At 69.7% G+C, this 13773-nt stretch carries 10 protein-coding genes and 2 pseudogenes; 8 read left to right on the forward strand and 4 right to left on the reverse strand.

Going from position 1 to position 13773, the window contains the following annotated elements; genetic code table 11:
- Positions 1-544 precede the first annotated feature (544 nt).
- Together AB0C27_RS54705 and AB0C27_RS54710 are read left to right on the forward strand one after the other, a co-directional pair.
- On the forward strand, positions 545-1000 hold the full coding sequence (locus AB0C27_RS54705; protein WP_357862957.1) for a hypothetical protein: 456 nt from the start codon (positions 545-547) through the stop codon (positions 998-1000).
- A gap of 310 nt (positions 1001-1310) precedes the next feature.
- Positions 1311-1562, forward strand: a complete 252-nt coding sequence (locus AB0C27_RS54710) for a hypothetical protein (protein WP_357862959.1) — start codon at positions 1311-1313, stop codon at positions 1560-1562.
- Positions 1563-2014: 452 nt separating this feature from the next.
- Here AB0C27_RS54710 and AB0C27_RS54715 read toward each other — a convergent pair whose 3' ends face one another.
- The gene (locus AB0C27_RS54715; RefSeq protein WP_357862961.1) at positions 2015-2449 is read right to left on the reverse strand and encodes a hypothetical protein; all 435 of its coding nucleotides are present in this window, start codon (positions 2447-2449) and stop codon (positions 2015-2017) included.
- Between the two features lie 582 nt (positions 2450-3031).
- Here AB0C27_RS54715 and AB0C27_RS54720 point away from each other — a divergent pair.
- Positions 3032-3427: pseudogene (locus tag AB0C27_RS54720) on the forward strand (pyridoxal-phosphate dependent enzyme); the annotation flags it as partial.
- Positions 3428-3522: 95 nt separating this feature from the next.
- A complete protein-coding gene (locus tag AB0C27_RS54725; RefSeq protein ID WP_357862963.1) occupies positions 3523-3729 on the forward strand; it encodes a hypothetical protein in 207 nt (68 codons plus the stop codon).
- Positions 3730-3926: 197 nt separating this feature from the next.
- On the opposite strand, the gene AB0C27_RS54730 is transcribed toward AB0C27_RS54725, so the two are convergent.
- The 3 genes and pseudogenes from AB0C27_RS54730 to AB0C27_RS54740 all read right to left on the reverse strand — a co-directional run.
- Positions 3927-4367 carry a TIGR03618 family F420-dependent PPOX class oxidoreductase gene (locus AB0C27_RS54730; RefSeq protein WP_357862965.1) on the reverse strand — a complete coding sequence of 147 codons (441 nt, stop codon included), beginning with the start codon at positions 4365-4367 and terminating at the stop codon, positions 3927-3929.
- 11 nt (positions 4368-4378) lie between these two features.
- Positions 4379-4780: a hypothetical protein gene (locus tag AB0C27_RS54735; RefSeq protein ID WP_357863045.1), complete on the reverse strand. Its 402-nt coding sequence runs from the start codon at positions 4778-4780 to the stop codon at positions 4379-4381.
- Positions 4781-5075: 295 nt separating this feature from the next.
- Positions 5076-5174: pseudogene (locus tag AB0C27_RS54740) on the reverse strand (hypothetical protein); the annotation flags it as partial.
- 650 nt (positions 5175-5824) lie between these two features.
- On the opposite strand from AB0C27_RS54740, the gene AB0C27_RS54745 reads away from it, so the two are divergent.
- From AB0C27_RS54745 to AB0C27_RS54760, 4 genes are read left to right on the forward strand one after another with little or no spacing between them, the layout of a single operon-like run.
- Positions 5825-8563: a hypothetical protein gene (locus AB0C27_RS54745; protein WP_357862967.1), complete on the forward strand. Its 2739-nt coding sequence runs from the start codon at positions 5825-5827 to the stop codon at positions 8561-8563.
- Between the two features lie 49 nt (positions 8564-8612).
- Complete coding sequence (locus AB0C27_RS54750; protein ID WP_357862969.1) at positions 8613-11372, forward strand: CHAT domain-containing protein; 2760 nt, start codon at positions 8613-8615, stop codon at positions 11370-11372.
- Positions 11369-11866, forward strand: coding sequence for a hypothetical protein (locus AB0C27_RS54755; RefSeq protein ID WP_357862971.1), 498 nt, complete (start codon positions 11369-11371; stop codon positions 11864-11866). The genes AB0C27_RS54750 and AB0C27_RS54755 overlap by 4 nt, the downstream gene beginning before the upstream one ends.
- Positions 11866-13416: a hypothetical protein gene (locus AB0C27_RS54760; protein WP_357862973.1), complete on the forward strand. Its 1551-nt coding sequence runs from the start codon at positions 11866-11868 to the stop codon at positions 13414-13416. Before AB0C27_RS54755 ends, AB0C27_RS54760 begins: the two co-directional genes overlap by 1 nt.
- The last annotated feature ends 357 nt before the right edge of the window (positions 13417-13773 follow it).

Below are 13773 nucleotides of genomic sequence, written 5' to 3' on the forward strand. Positions count from 1 at the left end.
TGGTTGCCTATGTCCCGAGACACACTCTGTTGAAGTTTCCTATGTCTTGCGACATGGGTTTCCTATGTCCTGAACCAGCACACTGCCGGGGGCACTCATCTAGATCGGCATTTCAGGCCCTTGACCTGCGGTTTCTCAGCCGCAGGTCTTTTATTTTGCGCCCTTGATAGGCAACCAACGGTGCCAGCATGCAGCCGTAAGACCATGATCAGGGGATATACACGGGATGATCTTGATAGCGTTTCCCCAGCTCAGGCCCTAGATTCCCGCCATCCCGTCCTCCGGCAACCACTACGGCCGCACCAAAACTTGACGACCGCCACGAGGAATCGTGCCAAATACGTGCGCAACTCCCCACCAGAGGTGCCCGTTCATCGCCGCGCTACCGCCACCATGCGGCCAGTTCCCCACCCTCGACACACTGCCCATCCACGATGGGCTCGCACCGTCTCCCCCTACCGCGCCCGCCCGCGTACAATCCGCCCTTCCGCGCGAGGCAGGATTTGCGCCACCATGATCGCATCGGCCCGACAAAGGAGACTGCTTGGTCGTTTTCGCCTGTACAGCATGCGGCACCGTGCTGACCGCGAAGGTGGCGCGGGTGGCACTCCCCGACCACTCCAGCCAGAAGTACGGCCATGACCTGCTCCCCCACCTGCTGGAGCCAGGAACATACGCCGTAGACCCCGGAAACGGCCAACCCTGGCAACCATGGGAACCTGAGCCTGAAGAACCCGGCGCCCGATTGCAGATGTACCGCATCACCGGGCCCCCGAACAGGATCGGCATTGCACCGGGCGACGTCCGCGGAACCGCCTTCATCCCCGAACGGCTGGGCTGCTGCTGCTGCTGGGACGGCCAATACGGCCCCAACCTCGCCTGCGCGACATGCGGCTCCCCGGTGGCGACCCGCGTCGACGACTGCGGATTCTGGCAAGTGGTGTGGCTCGAACCCGACGCCGTACACCCCGTCGCCGTCACCGGCCCGTCCAGCAAGTGATGGACTGGGAGGAACTGCCGAGCACGCCACCCGCCGACCCACGTGAGTACTGGAACGCCCCCTGGGAGGCCGCAGTCGCAGTGGCACTGGCGCACCTGCTGGTGGCCTCAGACGGCAAGCGCACAACCGTCCCCGACGGACCCGTCGCACAAGCGTTCCGCCGGGCGATCGACGGCCTGCTCCCACCGGGACCACCGGAACGACACCTCACCCTGGCCGGCCCCGGCCTGCCCACCGGCTCACCGACATCGCCCTGGTACCGCAGCATCCGCAAACCGGCGAGACATGGCCGTGCGACGCAGGAACGGTGGTGCCACTGGCCGCGAACGTGTGGACGTACCTGGCCTACAACGATGACCGGCGACTCGTGCCGGCGACGCGCGGAATGCCTGCCGAGGTCCGCCGTGACGATTCACCCCCACTGCTGCCAATCGCTCCTTTCCGCCCTGATGGGCAGGTGTTCCTCCGCGCACTGGAGCGACTGGCGTCGATCCGGCAGCCGTGGCTGCACCACATCTACGACCGGGTCAAAGAACGCCCATACATGCATCCGTTCTCGTAGCCGTAAGACCTCGAACACAAACGCACACGCCACGAGAAGAGCCGGCATCAGACCAAGTCGCATCCTTGGCACCAAGGGCCTCTGGTCGACCGGATGCGCGGGAATCCGCAATCCAGCGCTGCCATGAGAGCGGTCTCCACCGAACCCAGTGATTCACCAACTACTCCTGACCCACCTACCGGCGGTGTCTGGCTCGCCCATCAGCGGCGATAAAGGCTTGATCACCAGCGCGATTTGGCCCCCACCCAGCGGCCTTCGCCCCGAAGGCCGGGGAGGTGGGGCGGGCATTCGGAGCGACCGGGCTGTGCCGCTGGTGGCGCAGCAGTGGAGAGCAACCACTGACGCAACTGTGGGCGAACGCCGCGGACTGCGCAGACGCGCCGATCTCCAGAACGGTCCGACCCGGCATACCAGCCCTACCTTGAGATTTTCTGTTTGCCAAGGTTAACGGTTCAGCCGCGCCGGGTGATGCTCCACCACCAGATGGCGATTTTGTGCCTGAGTAGGTACATGTAAGACCAGCGGTGGAGCCAGGCGGGCAGGTCTCTGTGAGGGACATAAGTCCAGAGGTCCGCCGCGTAGTTCTCGGCCACCTCACGCATCTCGGGATCCCGGAGTAGCGGTCTGAGCAAAGCGACAGAGGCGCTGTCTGCTTGGTTCGTCAGCCTGACCATGTGGGACAGGGCAGTCAGCCCTTGACCTCGCAGCTCGTGCCTGCCCGAAGATATCGCACGGATCGCTCGTGGCGCGACCACATCGACGTCGGGGCAGTTCAGCGCCAAGCCGATCACCGCCACGCCCACATGTGGTTCGCCTCGGTCGAACGCCGCGTCGACCTCTTCGGGATCGTCACACCCGATCAGGCCTTCTCCGGTCTCCCAATTCATGCGTCTCGATGAAGGCTAGAGAGCCTTCCCCTTCCTGTTGAAGATCCCAGCCCGGATGAAGATGTTCTTCGACTTCTGGTCCAGAGCTGCCACGTGACCACGTAGCCGTGCCAGGTGGCGCCGCCCGTCTGAGCGAAGACAAGTAGTCACCGGTCGCGGCATCGTATGCGGTCCTTCTTCTCTCATTGACGTTGAGTGACCGGTGAAGCATGGCCTCGGCATTCGTCGGCTCGGGGCCGACCTTGCTCCCCAAACTGCCGTCGCATGCTTCGAGTTGGCTTCGTAATTGAGCTTGGGTCCGAAGGGGACACGCGCGCGGCGCATGCTGGATCTGTGGCGCCATCACGAGCTGCTGCCAGTCAGGATCCCGGAGGCGGTGATCACTCTGTGTGAGGGATGACGCCCGCTGCTGCCGATGGCGCGCTACGGTGAGCGGATCGGTGGGCCGCGGCTGCTGATGGAGGATGAGAGCCTGATCCCCACCGGCTCGTTCAAGGCACGCGGTGCCGCGGTCGGAGTGTCCCGCGCGGCCGAGCTGGGGATCGAGCTGCTGGCCATGCCGACCAACGGAACGCCGGTGCCGCCTGGGCGCTCTACGGGGCCCGTGCCAAACTGGCCGCCACGGGCGTCATGCCTGTGGACCCGCCGGAGATCACCCGGCGGGAGTGCGTGGCATCCGGTACGGACCTCTACCTGATGGACGGGCTGATCAGCGACGCCGGACGGACGGTGAGCGAGCTGGTCGCGGCCTCGGACGGTCAGGTCTTCGACACCTCGACGCTCAAGGAGCCGTACCGCATCGAGGGCAAGAAGACCATGGGCATCGAGATCGTCGAGCAGCTCGGCTGGCGCATGCCCGATGTGATCCTCTACCCGACCGGCGGCGGCGTGGGCCTGATCGGCATCCACAAGGCCCTGAACGGGCTGCCGGAGCTCGGTTGGCTCTCGGGCCGGCTACCGCGGCTGGTCGCGGTCTAGGCCGAGGCCTGCGTACCGATCGTCCGCGCGTCCGAGCATGGAGAGCGGAAGAGCCGGCACTGGGCGAACTCCCGTACGGTGGCGTGGGCCTCAACGTGCCCAAGCCCCTGGGTGACTTCCTCATCCTGAAGGCGCTGGCCGAAACCGCGGGGACCGACGCCGAACTGCTGGCCGAGCTGCGGCAGGTCGCGGCCCTGGAAGGCGCTTTCGTCTGTCCGGAGGGCGCGGCAGCCTTCGCCGCGGCCCGCAAGCTGCGCGCCTCGGGCTGGATCGGCGGGGACGAGGTGGGGTGGTGCTGCTGAACACCGGCACCGGCCTGAAATACCCGCAGACGGTCTCGGTGGACGCGCCGGTCCTGCCACTGGACGGCCACCTCGTCTGACGTCGGCGTCGGTACCTCGCGGACGCGTGACCATACGAGCCGGCCGAGGCACGGGCGGGGCGGGCCGGAGGTCCACGCGGGGCGCCCCAAGGCCCGGTCCCGGCGGTGGCCCTGCGCCTAACCGTTGCCGTAGGTCCGCGCCGGGGTCACGAATACCGCGGTGCGGCGCTGCTCGCGCATCACCCGGTCGTAGGTGTCCCAGTCGTCGTGCGTACCCCCCGCGGCCGTGAAGATCTCGCGCAGGTGGACCCGCAGCCGCTCCGCGTCGACCTCCGGGTGCGCATCGTCGGGCCCGACGAGCTCGGCGCCGCCCTCGACGGCCGCCCACTGCCACCCCGACCGCACGGTCACAGTGATCTGCGGGCGCAGCCGCAGGTTGGCGAGCTTCACTTTGCCGTACGTCACGAACGCCGCGACCTGCGCTCCTGTCAGCGGATGCGGCATGAAGGCGACGTTCACCACGGAGGTGTGGATCGTCGCATCGGCGCGGAGCGTGGAGACGACCGCCAGCCCGTGCTCGGCACGCCCGAGTTCCGCCGCCTCCTCGAAGGATGTCATGGCACCCCACCCTAACGGGCGGGCTGCCGGCGATCTGGTCTGCGCTTCCCGCGCGCTCCCAGCCAAGACCGCCGGGTTCTCCTTCCTCCGACGGCTCGGCCCCGTGCCGCCCGGCCGGTCAGTGTTCGGGGCCGCGGTCGGCCGGCGATCCCAGGCCGCGGGCCAGGACCTCGCGTACCGCCTCGTTGCTGATGGCGAAGTGGCCCTGGGCGATCTCGCCCGCACTGCTCGTCGCCCACCGTGATGGCCTCGCACAGCGTGGTGTGCTCGGTGAGCGCCCGCTCGTACACGGCCGGGTCGGAGTCGTAGGACTCGACGGGGAAGCCCAGGCTCACCTGGGTGAGCCAGTCGCGGCTGAGCCGGATGATCTGGGGATTGCGGGTCGATCCGACGATGCTCTGATGGAAGGCGATGTCTGCGGCGTGCTTGTCCTGCGGTGTCCGCGCGGCGGCGAACGGTCCAGCGCCGCACGGATCGGGCGGCGTCCTCGTCGGTACGGCGCTGGGCGGCCACCCGGGCGATCATGTCCTCGACCAGGCAACGCAGCTCTAAGGTCTGTTCCAGCTCCGCCCACCGGGGCAGCAGGGTACGCTGAACCGTCTCGGCCGACGCGCTCGTCCAGGTCTGGCGTACGTACGCGCCGCCCTGTCGGCCACGCCGGATGTCGATGATGCCGATGGCCAACAGCCGACCCACGGCCTTGCGTACCGTCGATCGGCTCACGTGCAGGATCTTGGCGAACTCGCGTTCGGCGGACAGCCGGTCGCCCGGAAGGTACTCGCCGATCGCGATTGCGGCGAAGGCTATGGTGTCAACCCTAGGCCCGGGCGTAGGGAGCGGGCTTCCTCGGAGATGTCGGCCGCGAGGAGATCCGAGTCACCCCCACACGGGGGTGACCTGCAGGCCGCCGTGACCCAGTTCGAGACCGATGCCCGTTCCCGACGCCCCGACGGGATATGTCATCATCTGCCGTCAGCAGGGTATTACAAGCGGCCAGCGCATCCCGCCCGTTTGATCCAGCGACCCCATCGGTCACTGCGGGAGCACTGGGCAGCGATAACCTTGCCGGAGGGCAATCGGCCATCAGGTCGAGAGTTGCCCAGGGCCCACCGCCAGGCCTGCCGATGTAGTTCCTGAGCGCGCCCTCGCGCCGCCTCTCCCTGACCTTCCTCATGAAGAGACGTAACTCCGACCGACAGGTCCTCGACGTCATTCACTGCCCGCGCGGACAAGATCCAGATCCTTCCAGGATCTTCACACGAAATCAGACCAACCGGGCGTCCCATGCGCGGTCATGACAGCTCCTCCACAATCCCATGTACGACACGAGCGGGGCCATCATGGCGCAGGGCATGGACAATTTCCGTCACCGGCGAAGCGATGCGGCGCCTTCCAGCGATACCAGGATGGGACGGCTGGAGAGGGGCGGTATGGACGAGGATTCGTGGGCGCGTGCCTTGCTGAAATTCCTCCGGATCAACCCCTTTCTCCGCCTCGGCAGGGTGTGCCTGTGGTTCGCCGTCGGCTGGGCGCTGGCCGGGCCGTTCGACGCCCTCGAAGGCGATGGCGCGCTCCTCGCGCTCTCGGGCGCGGCGGTGGGCGCCGTCGGCAGTCCCGCGTGCGGGATCGGCGTGACCGCAGCCTTCCTCCTGCGCGGGGCCGAGCTTCACCTGCTGCTGTGGTGGCTGGTGCCGCTCGTCGTGGTGTACGGCATCGTGCAGCTGTGGCTGCACACGGTGGTCTCCGACCAGCGCATGGACGTCGTGATCTTCGCCGCTTCCGGCTGGGTGTTGTCCGGGCGCCGGGGCTCGGGGCGCATCGCCCGCGTGGCCGAGTACGCGGGATACGCGGTGCTCGCCGTGCCGATCGTGCTCCTGTGGGTACACGGGGCCCCGGCCGCCTCCTGGACCGGGCTGGCATTGGCGGTGCTACTGCACCGGTGGTTCTTCCAGGTCACCAGGAACCTGAGCCGCTACCGCCGCACCGAGGTCCGTGTCTCGTCGATCTCCTGGATCGTGTTCCTCGCGCTGCTGGCCCTCAGCCCCGTCGGCAGCGGCTTCGTCCTCCTCTGGACGGAACGGATACCGGGGACGGAGGCCGGCGTGGTGGCCTATCTGGTGCCGGCCGCCGCCCTGACGATCGTGCTCCAGGCATACCTGAGGCTGAGCGAGCGGGCGTATCGCTCCCTGGACGCGCCTCCTCAGTTCCGCCATCGCATGGGCTTCGCGGTCGCCTACGGCTTCTCGTTCTTCCCCGTGTGGTTCTGCCTGCTCAGCGCCGTCGTGCACGCCCCCACCTCCGCGCTGCCCACCACGTTCTGCCTCGCGGCCGGCGCGCAGGCGCTGCTCTCGCGGCGCTTCCTCACCGGGCCCGCGGTGGGGCTGCACCGGCTGGACGCCTCGTTGTTCATGCGTTACGTCGACGGGGGGCACCGCGACGTGGCACGTCAGGCGTGGCGCGAGGAGGTCCCCCGCGGCCGGGGCGGGCGGCCCAACTTCACGCTGGTGCAGATGTTGTCGGAGTCGGCGATCCGCATCTGCATGAACGTCTTCATCCCGCCCCCGCCCGAGCAGTGGGACGACTTCGAGAACGGCCTCGCCCGGCGGGTGGAGCTGGCGGTCCACTGGATCGACGAGGCGATGGCCCTGCTGAACATGGTCGAGGTGCCGCGCGACGACACGACGGGGCTGCGCGCCGAGTACTACGCGCACCGCGTTCGCTGCCTGCTCGCCCTAAGCTTCGCCTACACCTTCCACGGCTACCCGGAGGACGCGCGGAGAGCCCAGCTGGAGGCTGCCGAGATGTGCAGGCGGGCGGACATGCCCAACGTGCGCGCGCTGTTCACGCGGGACGCCTGGGCGGCGGGCCTGGACATCGACGCCTCCGGAGACCCGGCCGAGGTGAAGGACGCGCTGGGCGACCCGCGCATCGACCCGGCCGTACGGGCCAGGGTGATGATCGACGTGGCGGCCATACTGTGCGCGCGTGGGCAGCGGGAACGCGCGGTCTCCTTCCTGGAGAGCGTGGGCGACATCCCGTACCAGCCCGATGGCACGGGCAACGACCGGATCGTCAGGTCGGGCGGGCTGAAACGCAGCGGGCCGGTCAGCGTCGTGATGGCGAGCCTGCACGTTCCGCTCCCCTCCTCCCCGGCGGACCTGCGCATCTTCGAGCTCGGCATCGACGCGTTGGAGGAGTCACTGGTGCCTCTCGGGCGCCGTGAGCTCCTGGCCGCGGTGCTGGCGGGAAGGCTGAAGGTGCCGGGCAGCCGCCTCGTCAAGCTGGGCATGGCGCTGCTGGACGGGGGCGCGGTGGAGCTCGGCGCGGAGTTCCTCCGCCAGGCGGGGCGGCGGCTCCTGCATGACGACATCGACGTCGTCGCGGTGGAGGTCCTGGAGGTGTGCGGCGCGGCCTTCAAGACCTTCGACACCCGGCGGGCCCTGGCCTGCCTCGAAGTCGCCGGCGTGATCAGGGACCGGCGCAGGGACGACCTGCTGGAGCGCGAACACCGCCTGGCCTACGCCGCGACCCTGGAGCCGCTGCACGAGGACGTGGTGCGGCTGCTCGTGACCAGTGCCGATCAGGGAGCCCTCGTCAAGGCGTTCGACCTGGTGGAACGGGCTCGCTCACGCGACCTCGTCGACCTGCTCGGCCAAACGGTGCCGCGCCCGGCCGACCATTGGATACCGGACATCGCCGCGAGGCTGCTGCACGAGGAGCGGACGGCTGAGCGCGCGGCGGAGAGCCGCGTCCGCCTCAGCGACGCCTACTGGGAGGCGGTCACCCAGGGCGGGCGGCGCATGCCCGCCGACGAAGGGCCGGAGGGGACGGTCGGCTGGTCGTGGGCCAAGGCGCACGACGCCGCCGTCGGCGCGCGTGTCCGCACGCGCCAGGCGCTGGTGCGGCTGCACGACTCCGGCGCGAAGGCCGCCGACCTCTACCTCGCCTGGCTGTTCGGGCAGGAGGCCGCGGCCGAGCAGCGGCTGCGCTCCGAGGCACGGCGCATGCGCATCGCCCGCGACAAGGCGGGACCGCTCAGGGGCCGCCGCCAGGCCAGGGACCGGCAGGAGCACATCTGGCGGTTGCTGACCGAGCAGGGCGGACGCGCGGCGGAGTACGTGGCTCTCCGTTCGGGCACACCCATCACGTACGACGAGATCAGGGCGCTGCTCACGGAGTCGGCCCGTGACCTGTAACCCCCCACGACCCCCCACCCGCGTTACGGAAATCGGGCATGGAGGCGCCATGCCGCTACGACGATCCCACCCCGGCGAGCCCTGGATGCCCCACGCCATCAAGGCCAGGCGCCGCGTCCTGGTCGGCAGAGCGGACGACGCGGAGCGCGAATACCGCAAGGCGATGCGCCTGGCAGACGGCCGGGCCGGCCCGGAGACGCAAGCGGCGATCAGGCAGAATCTGGCCCTGCTCCTGCACCGGCTGGGCCGCAGCCCGGAGGCGGCGGCACTGTTGCGGGAGGCCGTCGCCCTCCTGGACGGCGGCGACGCTCGCGGACGCGCCGAAACGCTCGACACGCTGGGATTCGTGGAGCGGGATCTGGGCGAGCTGGCGTCGGCGACGGAGCGCCACCGGCAGGCGCTCGCGGACTTCCGCCGCCTGGACCTGGCTCGCCAGGCTGTCCGCGCCACGGTCAACCTGGCCGTGGCGCTCAAGGACCTCGGTCATCTCGCTGAGGCGCGCGGCCTGCTGGAGCCGGTCCTGGCCGAAGCGGAGGCGCTCGCCGGACAGGCTCACGACCTGCAGACCGGCCATGTACGGATCACGCTCGGGATGGTCATGGAACTGCTCAACGACCCCGCCACGGCCGAGATCCACGTACGCGAGGCGAGGGACGCCTACGAGCGCGCGGGCGACCGGGAGAACCAGGCCCTGGCTCTGCACAACCTGGGCCGGCTCCTGGACGAGCAGGGCCGCCACGGCGAGGCCGCGCGGTGCTTCGGCGAGTCCCTCACCATCAACCGTGAGATCGGCGCGGCGCACGGAGTCTCCGACGACCTGGGCGCGCTGGCGTCGCTCATGCAGCTGGCAGGGCGGCCTGCCGACGCCCGCCGCCTCCACGAGGAAGCCCTGGCGATCCAGCGCGGCGCGGGCTACTCGCGGGCCGCCGTCAACAGCCTCGCGGACCTGGCGGTCATCGCGCGCGACGAGGGCGAGTTCGGCACCGCGGAATCGCACCTGCGCGAGGCCGAGTCCATCGCCGTACAGATGGGCGATTCGCGCAACGTGTATGAGACGCGGGTCCTGCTCGCGGAGTTGGACATGCTTCGCGAACGCTTCCCGGAGGCACGACAGGGCTACGCGCGCGCGGTGGCGGCGCTCGACGACGTTCGGCGGAGCCTGGCCGACGGGGACGACGCCCTCGCGTACTTCACCGAGTCTCGCCTGGACGCGCTGGACATGATGGTCCGCCTGTCGGCCTTTCTCGACGAACACGCGGCGGCGCTGGAATGGGCCGACGCCGCCCGCAGTCAGCAGATGGTCCGCCAGTTGAGCGGCATCGCGCTGCCGGAACCCGCCGGGGTGCCCCCGGCCGACCTGGCCGCCGAAGCCGCGGCACGCTTCCGGCTGCGCGAGGTGGAGGCGGTCCTGCAACGGGGTGGTGCCGGGCGGGCCGAGCTCTACCAGGCGCGCACGGAGCTGCGTCAGGAGCTCGGCGCGCTGGAGGATCGGCTCGCGGGCCCGGCACCGGAGTACGTCTCCCTGCGCAGGGGGGACAAGCTGAGCTGGTCCGACATCCGCGCACTGTCGGAGGAAAGGGACGCGATGCGACTGGTCCTGGTCGAGTACTACGTCACCGAGGATGCGGTGCTGGCCTTCGGCGTCACCGCCGAGGCGGAGGAGCCCGCCTTCGCCAGGATCGACCTCGCCCGTGGTCAGTTACACGAACTCGCCAGAGAGGTGCGGCCATCGCTCAAGGAGGGCTACGCCGAGATCCTCTCCGACGAACGTCTGGCGCGGCTGGCCGAACCAGTGCTCGAGTGGGCGCGGCCGGGGGACATGGTGTACCTCGTACCGCACGACGCCCTGCACACGCTGCCGCTGCACGCCCTCACGGCCGAGGGGGCGCCGCTGATCGACCGCAACCCCGTCGCGCTCATCCCCAGCGCCTCCGTCCTGCGCTTCTGCCAGGCCAAACGCAAAGGCAGGCGCGAGTCTGCGCTGGTCGTGGCCGACCCCGAGGGCAGATATCCGCTGGTCTTCGCCAGAGAGCAGGCGGCGGCCATCACCCATACGTTCGCGCGGCACGAACTGCTCTCGGGCGCCGGCGCCCGCCGTGCCACGCTCATGGACAAGCTCGCCGACGCCACGACCTCGCCGGACATCCTCCACTTCACCGCGCACGGGACCTTCGACGGCGACGACCCGATGAAGTCCGGCATCGAGCTGTCCGACGGCCGGCTGACCGCCCAGGACATCATGGGCCTCTCGCTCCACGTCGATCTGGTCACGCTGGCCGCCTGTGAGACCGGCCTGAGCGAACGCCGTCCAGGTGACGAGCTCATCGGCCTGATCCGCGCCCTGCTGTACGCCGGCGCGCCCTCGGCCCTGGTGTCACTGTGGCGGGTGGACGAGTTGTCCACCACCATGCTGCTCGGCAGGTTCTACGCGGGACTGGACGGCGGGCTCAGCAAGGCCCACGCCCTGCGTGAGGCCCAGTTGTGGCTCAGGGAACGCACCTTGTCCGACGCCCTGTCACACGTGTCGGAGGCCCGCACCCGGCTGAGCGACGACCCCGTCACCACCGCGACGCTCCTCCTAGAGGAGGCCGAACTGCGGCTGGCCGCCTGGGACTTCGCCACCGCCGCGATCACGTACGAGGAGGTGCTGAAGCTGCCCGGGATCACCGGCGAGCAGCGGCACGCGGCGCGGATGGGCGGGCTCAGAGCGGGAGTGCCCCAGGACGATCAGCCGCCCGACTACACGTTGCGCGCCTTCGACGACCCCTTCCACTGGGCGCCCTTCGTCCTGGTAGGTGACTGGCGATGATTCGCGAACGGCGCGTCGCCGACGTGATGAGCGACCGGTTCACGGTGTGCGAGCGGTCCGCCGAGCCGCCCGCGAGCGGCTTCGCCGTGGTGGTCGGCGAGGACGGCGCGACGGTCGGACTGATCGGTCCCGGCGGTGCGGGGCCCGCGTTCGTCGTGGACTCGGACGCGACAGTCACCAGCCTGCTGAACTGGCGCGAACTGCTGGAATGGCTGCGTCACGGGCTCCCTGCCGCCGTGGCGGAACGCGCGGGGCGCCCGGTCGGCGTCGTGACCGCGCAGGTGCTCGCGGCGGAGATAGCCCGCGCGGCGAGAAGGCGCGGATCGCGGCTGCTGACCGGCGACTACGCGCCCTACGGCGAGGCCACCCCTCCCGGTGAGACTCGCGTCGTCTGCGCCACCTGCGGCAGGGCGAACTCCTACGCCCGGTTCAGCCAGGCCATGACCTACCGGTGCGGCGGTGGTCATCAGCTCGTCCCGATCTGGCCCGGCTGATGGGAGGGCTGTTCGAAGCGGCCTCGGGCGTGCTGGAGCGCCGCACGCTGGTCACCGCGTTCCTGCCTGTGCTGGCCTTCGCGATGGCGCTGCTCGGTGTGGTGCTGGCCGGCGTCGGCTGGGCCGCCGCGCTGCGCTGGTGGTCGGCGCTCGACGTCAACGCCCGGATCCTGCTCTCCGCGGCCACGCTGCTGGCCGGCCTGCTGCTCACCCAGATCGTCGCGAGTCAGCGCACGCTCGTGCTCCGGCTCCTCGAAGGCTACTGGGACACCCTGCCCGGCGGCCGCAGGCTAGCCGGCCGGGGACGCGAGCGCCACCAGCGGCTGTACGCCGGGATGGACCACCACGATCCGCGCATGCTCACCTACCCCATCGACGAGACCAGGTTCATGCCGACCCGGCTCGGCAACCTGCTGCGCGGCGCCGAGGAGCACAGCAGGGAACGGTACGGCATCGACGCCGTCAGGGCCTGGCCGCGCCTGTATCCGACGTTGCCCGAGGTCTTCCGCCAGTCACTGGCGTCGGCCGCGACGGCCATGGAGATGATGGCCACCGTCACCTGGCTCGGGCTGGGCTTCTCGATCGCCGGGGGCATCCTGGCGGCGTTGCTGCTGCCCTGGTACGGCGTGGCCGCCTGTGTCTGGGGCGGGGTGCTGGTCGCTTGGCTGGGTTACCGGGCCACGGTGCGGGTCGCGGAGCCGTACGCGATGCTCTTTCGATCGGCTTTCGACGTGTATCGGTGGGGACTGCTAGACGCCATGGGCCTGTCGCGCCCCGTCGGCTATGGGGAGGAGCCGGAGCGGTGGCGGCAGCTGGACAAGTTGTGGGCCATCGGCGCCATCGACAGCCAAGGCCGCCTGGGCTACCCGGCAGAGGCCCCTCCCGCAGGGGACGCCGCACCGGTTCCCGGGCCGGATGCCGCACCTCCGGTGATTGCCGCACCTCCTGGTGGTGTCGCGCCTCCTGACAGTGCCACCCCTCTTGGTGGTGCCGGCCCTGACGCGGGTGCGTCGCCCGTCGAGGACGCCGGTGTCTCTCGGCGGGACGCATCGGCGGGGCGGCGGTGGTGGCCATTGGCGGTCGTGGTGGTGGCCGGGGTGCTCGCCGCGGCCGTCGGGCAGCTGGTGGATCTGGCCCCGGCAGGGACTCCGCGCGCGGCCCAGGCCCTACCCCCGTACCACGTCCTGGTCTCCGGTGACGTGGAGGGGTGGGGTGCGAGCGCGCTGATGGGCAGGTATCCGTTGAAGGGGCTGCCCAAGGGGGCCGAACTGCCGGAGGGCGTCCTGGGGCCCAGGCTGCCGTCCGGGGCCCTGGCGGGCAAGGCGATCGTGACGCTGCGGCCGGGCAGGCTCTCGGCGGGCGTGGCGTCGGCGGGGGCCGTGGCGTCGTTGCGGATCCCGGGCGACTCGCCGCTCACCCTCGACGGCGTGCTGATCCTCAACGTCCTGCCGGACACCTTGACGGTGGCCGTCTGGCCGGGGCAGCTGGACCCGCTCCTGGCGAAGATCAAGGACTCCGAGCTCTACGTCGTGACCGTACAGCGTCCTTAAAGCGAGCGAGATGGTCCAGGTGGTCCGACATCGTCCGATCTGGGCCATCAGGGTGCTGAGCACAGACAGTGCGGTTGACATGCGGCAGGTCGGGCCCGAGGGACGAGCGGGCCATCCGCTCCATCTCGCGCCTGGCGCCCCCATCTCCACCCGAGGTCTTCCACAACGCCTCGCAGCGACGCGGGCTGAGCGCGCTGATAACTACAGGACACTCGCATCTGAAGAGCGGGAATGCCTTGCACGACTCCTACCGCAGTTGTTGCTCTGAGCAGGCCAAACGGCGGTCAGGTGACGGACATAGGAAATCGTTGGTTAGGTATCGGCGTACGTCAACCAGCCAACCGCATATCGCCCATC

The sequence above is a fragment of the Nonomuraea sp. NPDC048882 genome (genome assembly GCF_040649755.1).
Lineage (GTDB): Bacteria > Actinomycetota > Actinomycetes > Streptosporangiales > Streptosporangiaceae > Nonomuraea > Nonomuraea maheshkhaliensis.

Excerpts from the sequence above, each read along its gene's own strand:
- AB0C27_RS54715 (WP_357862961.1), bottom strand. The coding sequence starts at position 2,449 with ATGAATTGGGAGACCGGAGAAGGCCTGATCGGGTGTGACGATCCCGAA.
- AB0C27_RS54730 (WP_357862965.1), bottom strand. The coding sequence starts at position 4,367 with ATGACATCCTTCGAGGAGGCGGCGGAACTCGGGCGTGCCGAGCACGGG.
- AB0C27_RS54750 (WP_357862969.1), top strand. The coding sequence starts at position 8,613 with ATGCCGCTACGACGATCCCACCCCGGCGAGCCCTGGATGCCCCACGCC.
- AB0C27_RS54755 (WP_357862971.1), top strand. The coding sequence starts at position 11,369 with ATGATTCGCGAACGGCGCGTCGCCGACGTGATGAGCGACCGGTTCACG.
- AB0C27_RS54760 (WP_357862973.1), top strand. The coding sequence starts at position 11,866 with ATGGGAGGGCTGTTCGAAGCGGCCTCGGGCGTGCTGGAGCGCCGCACG.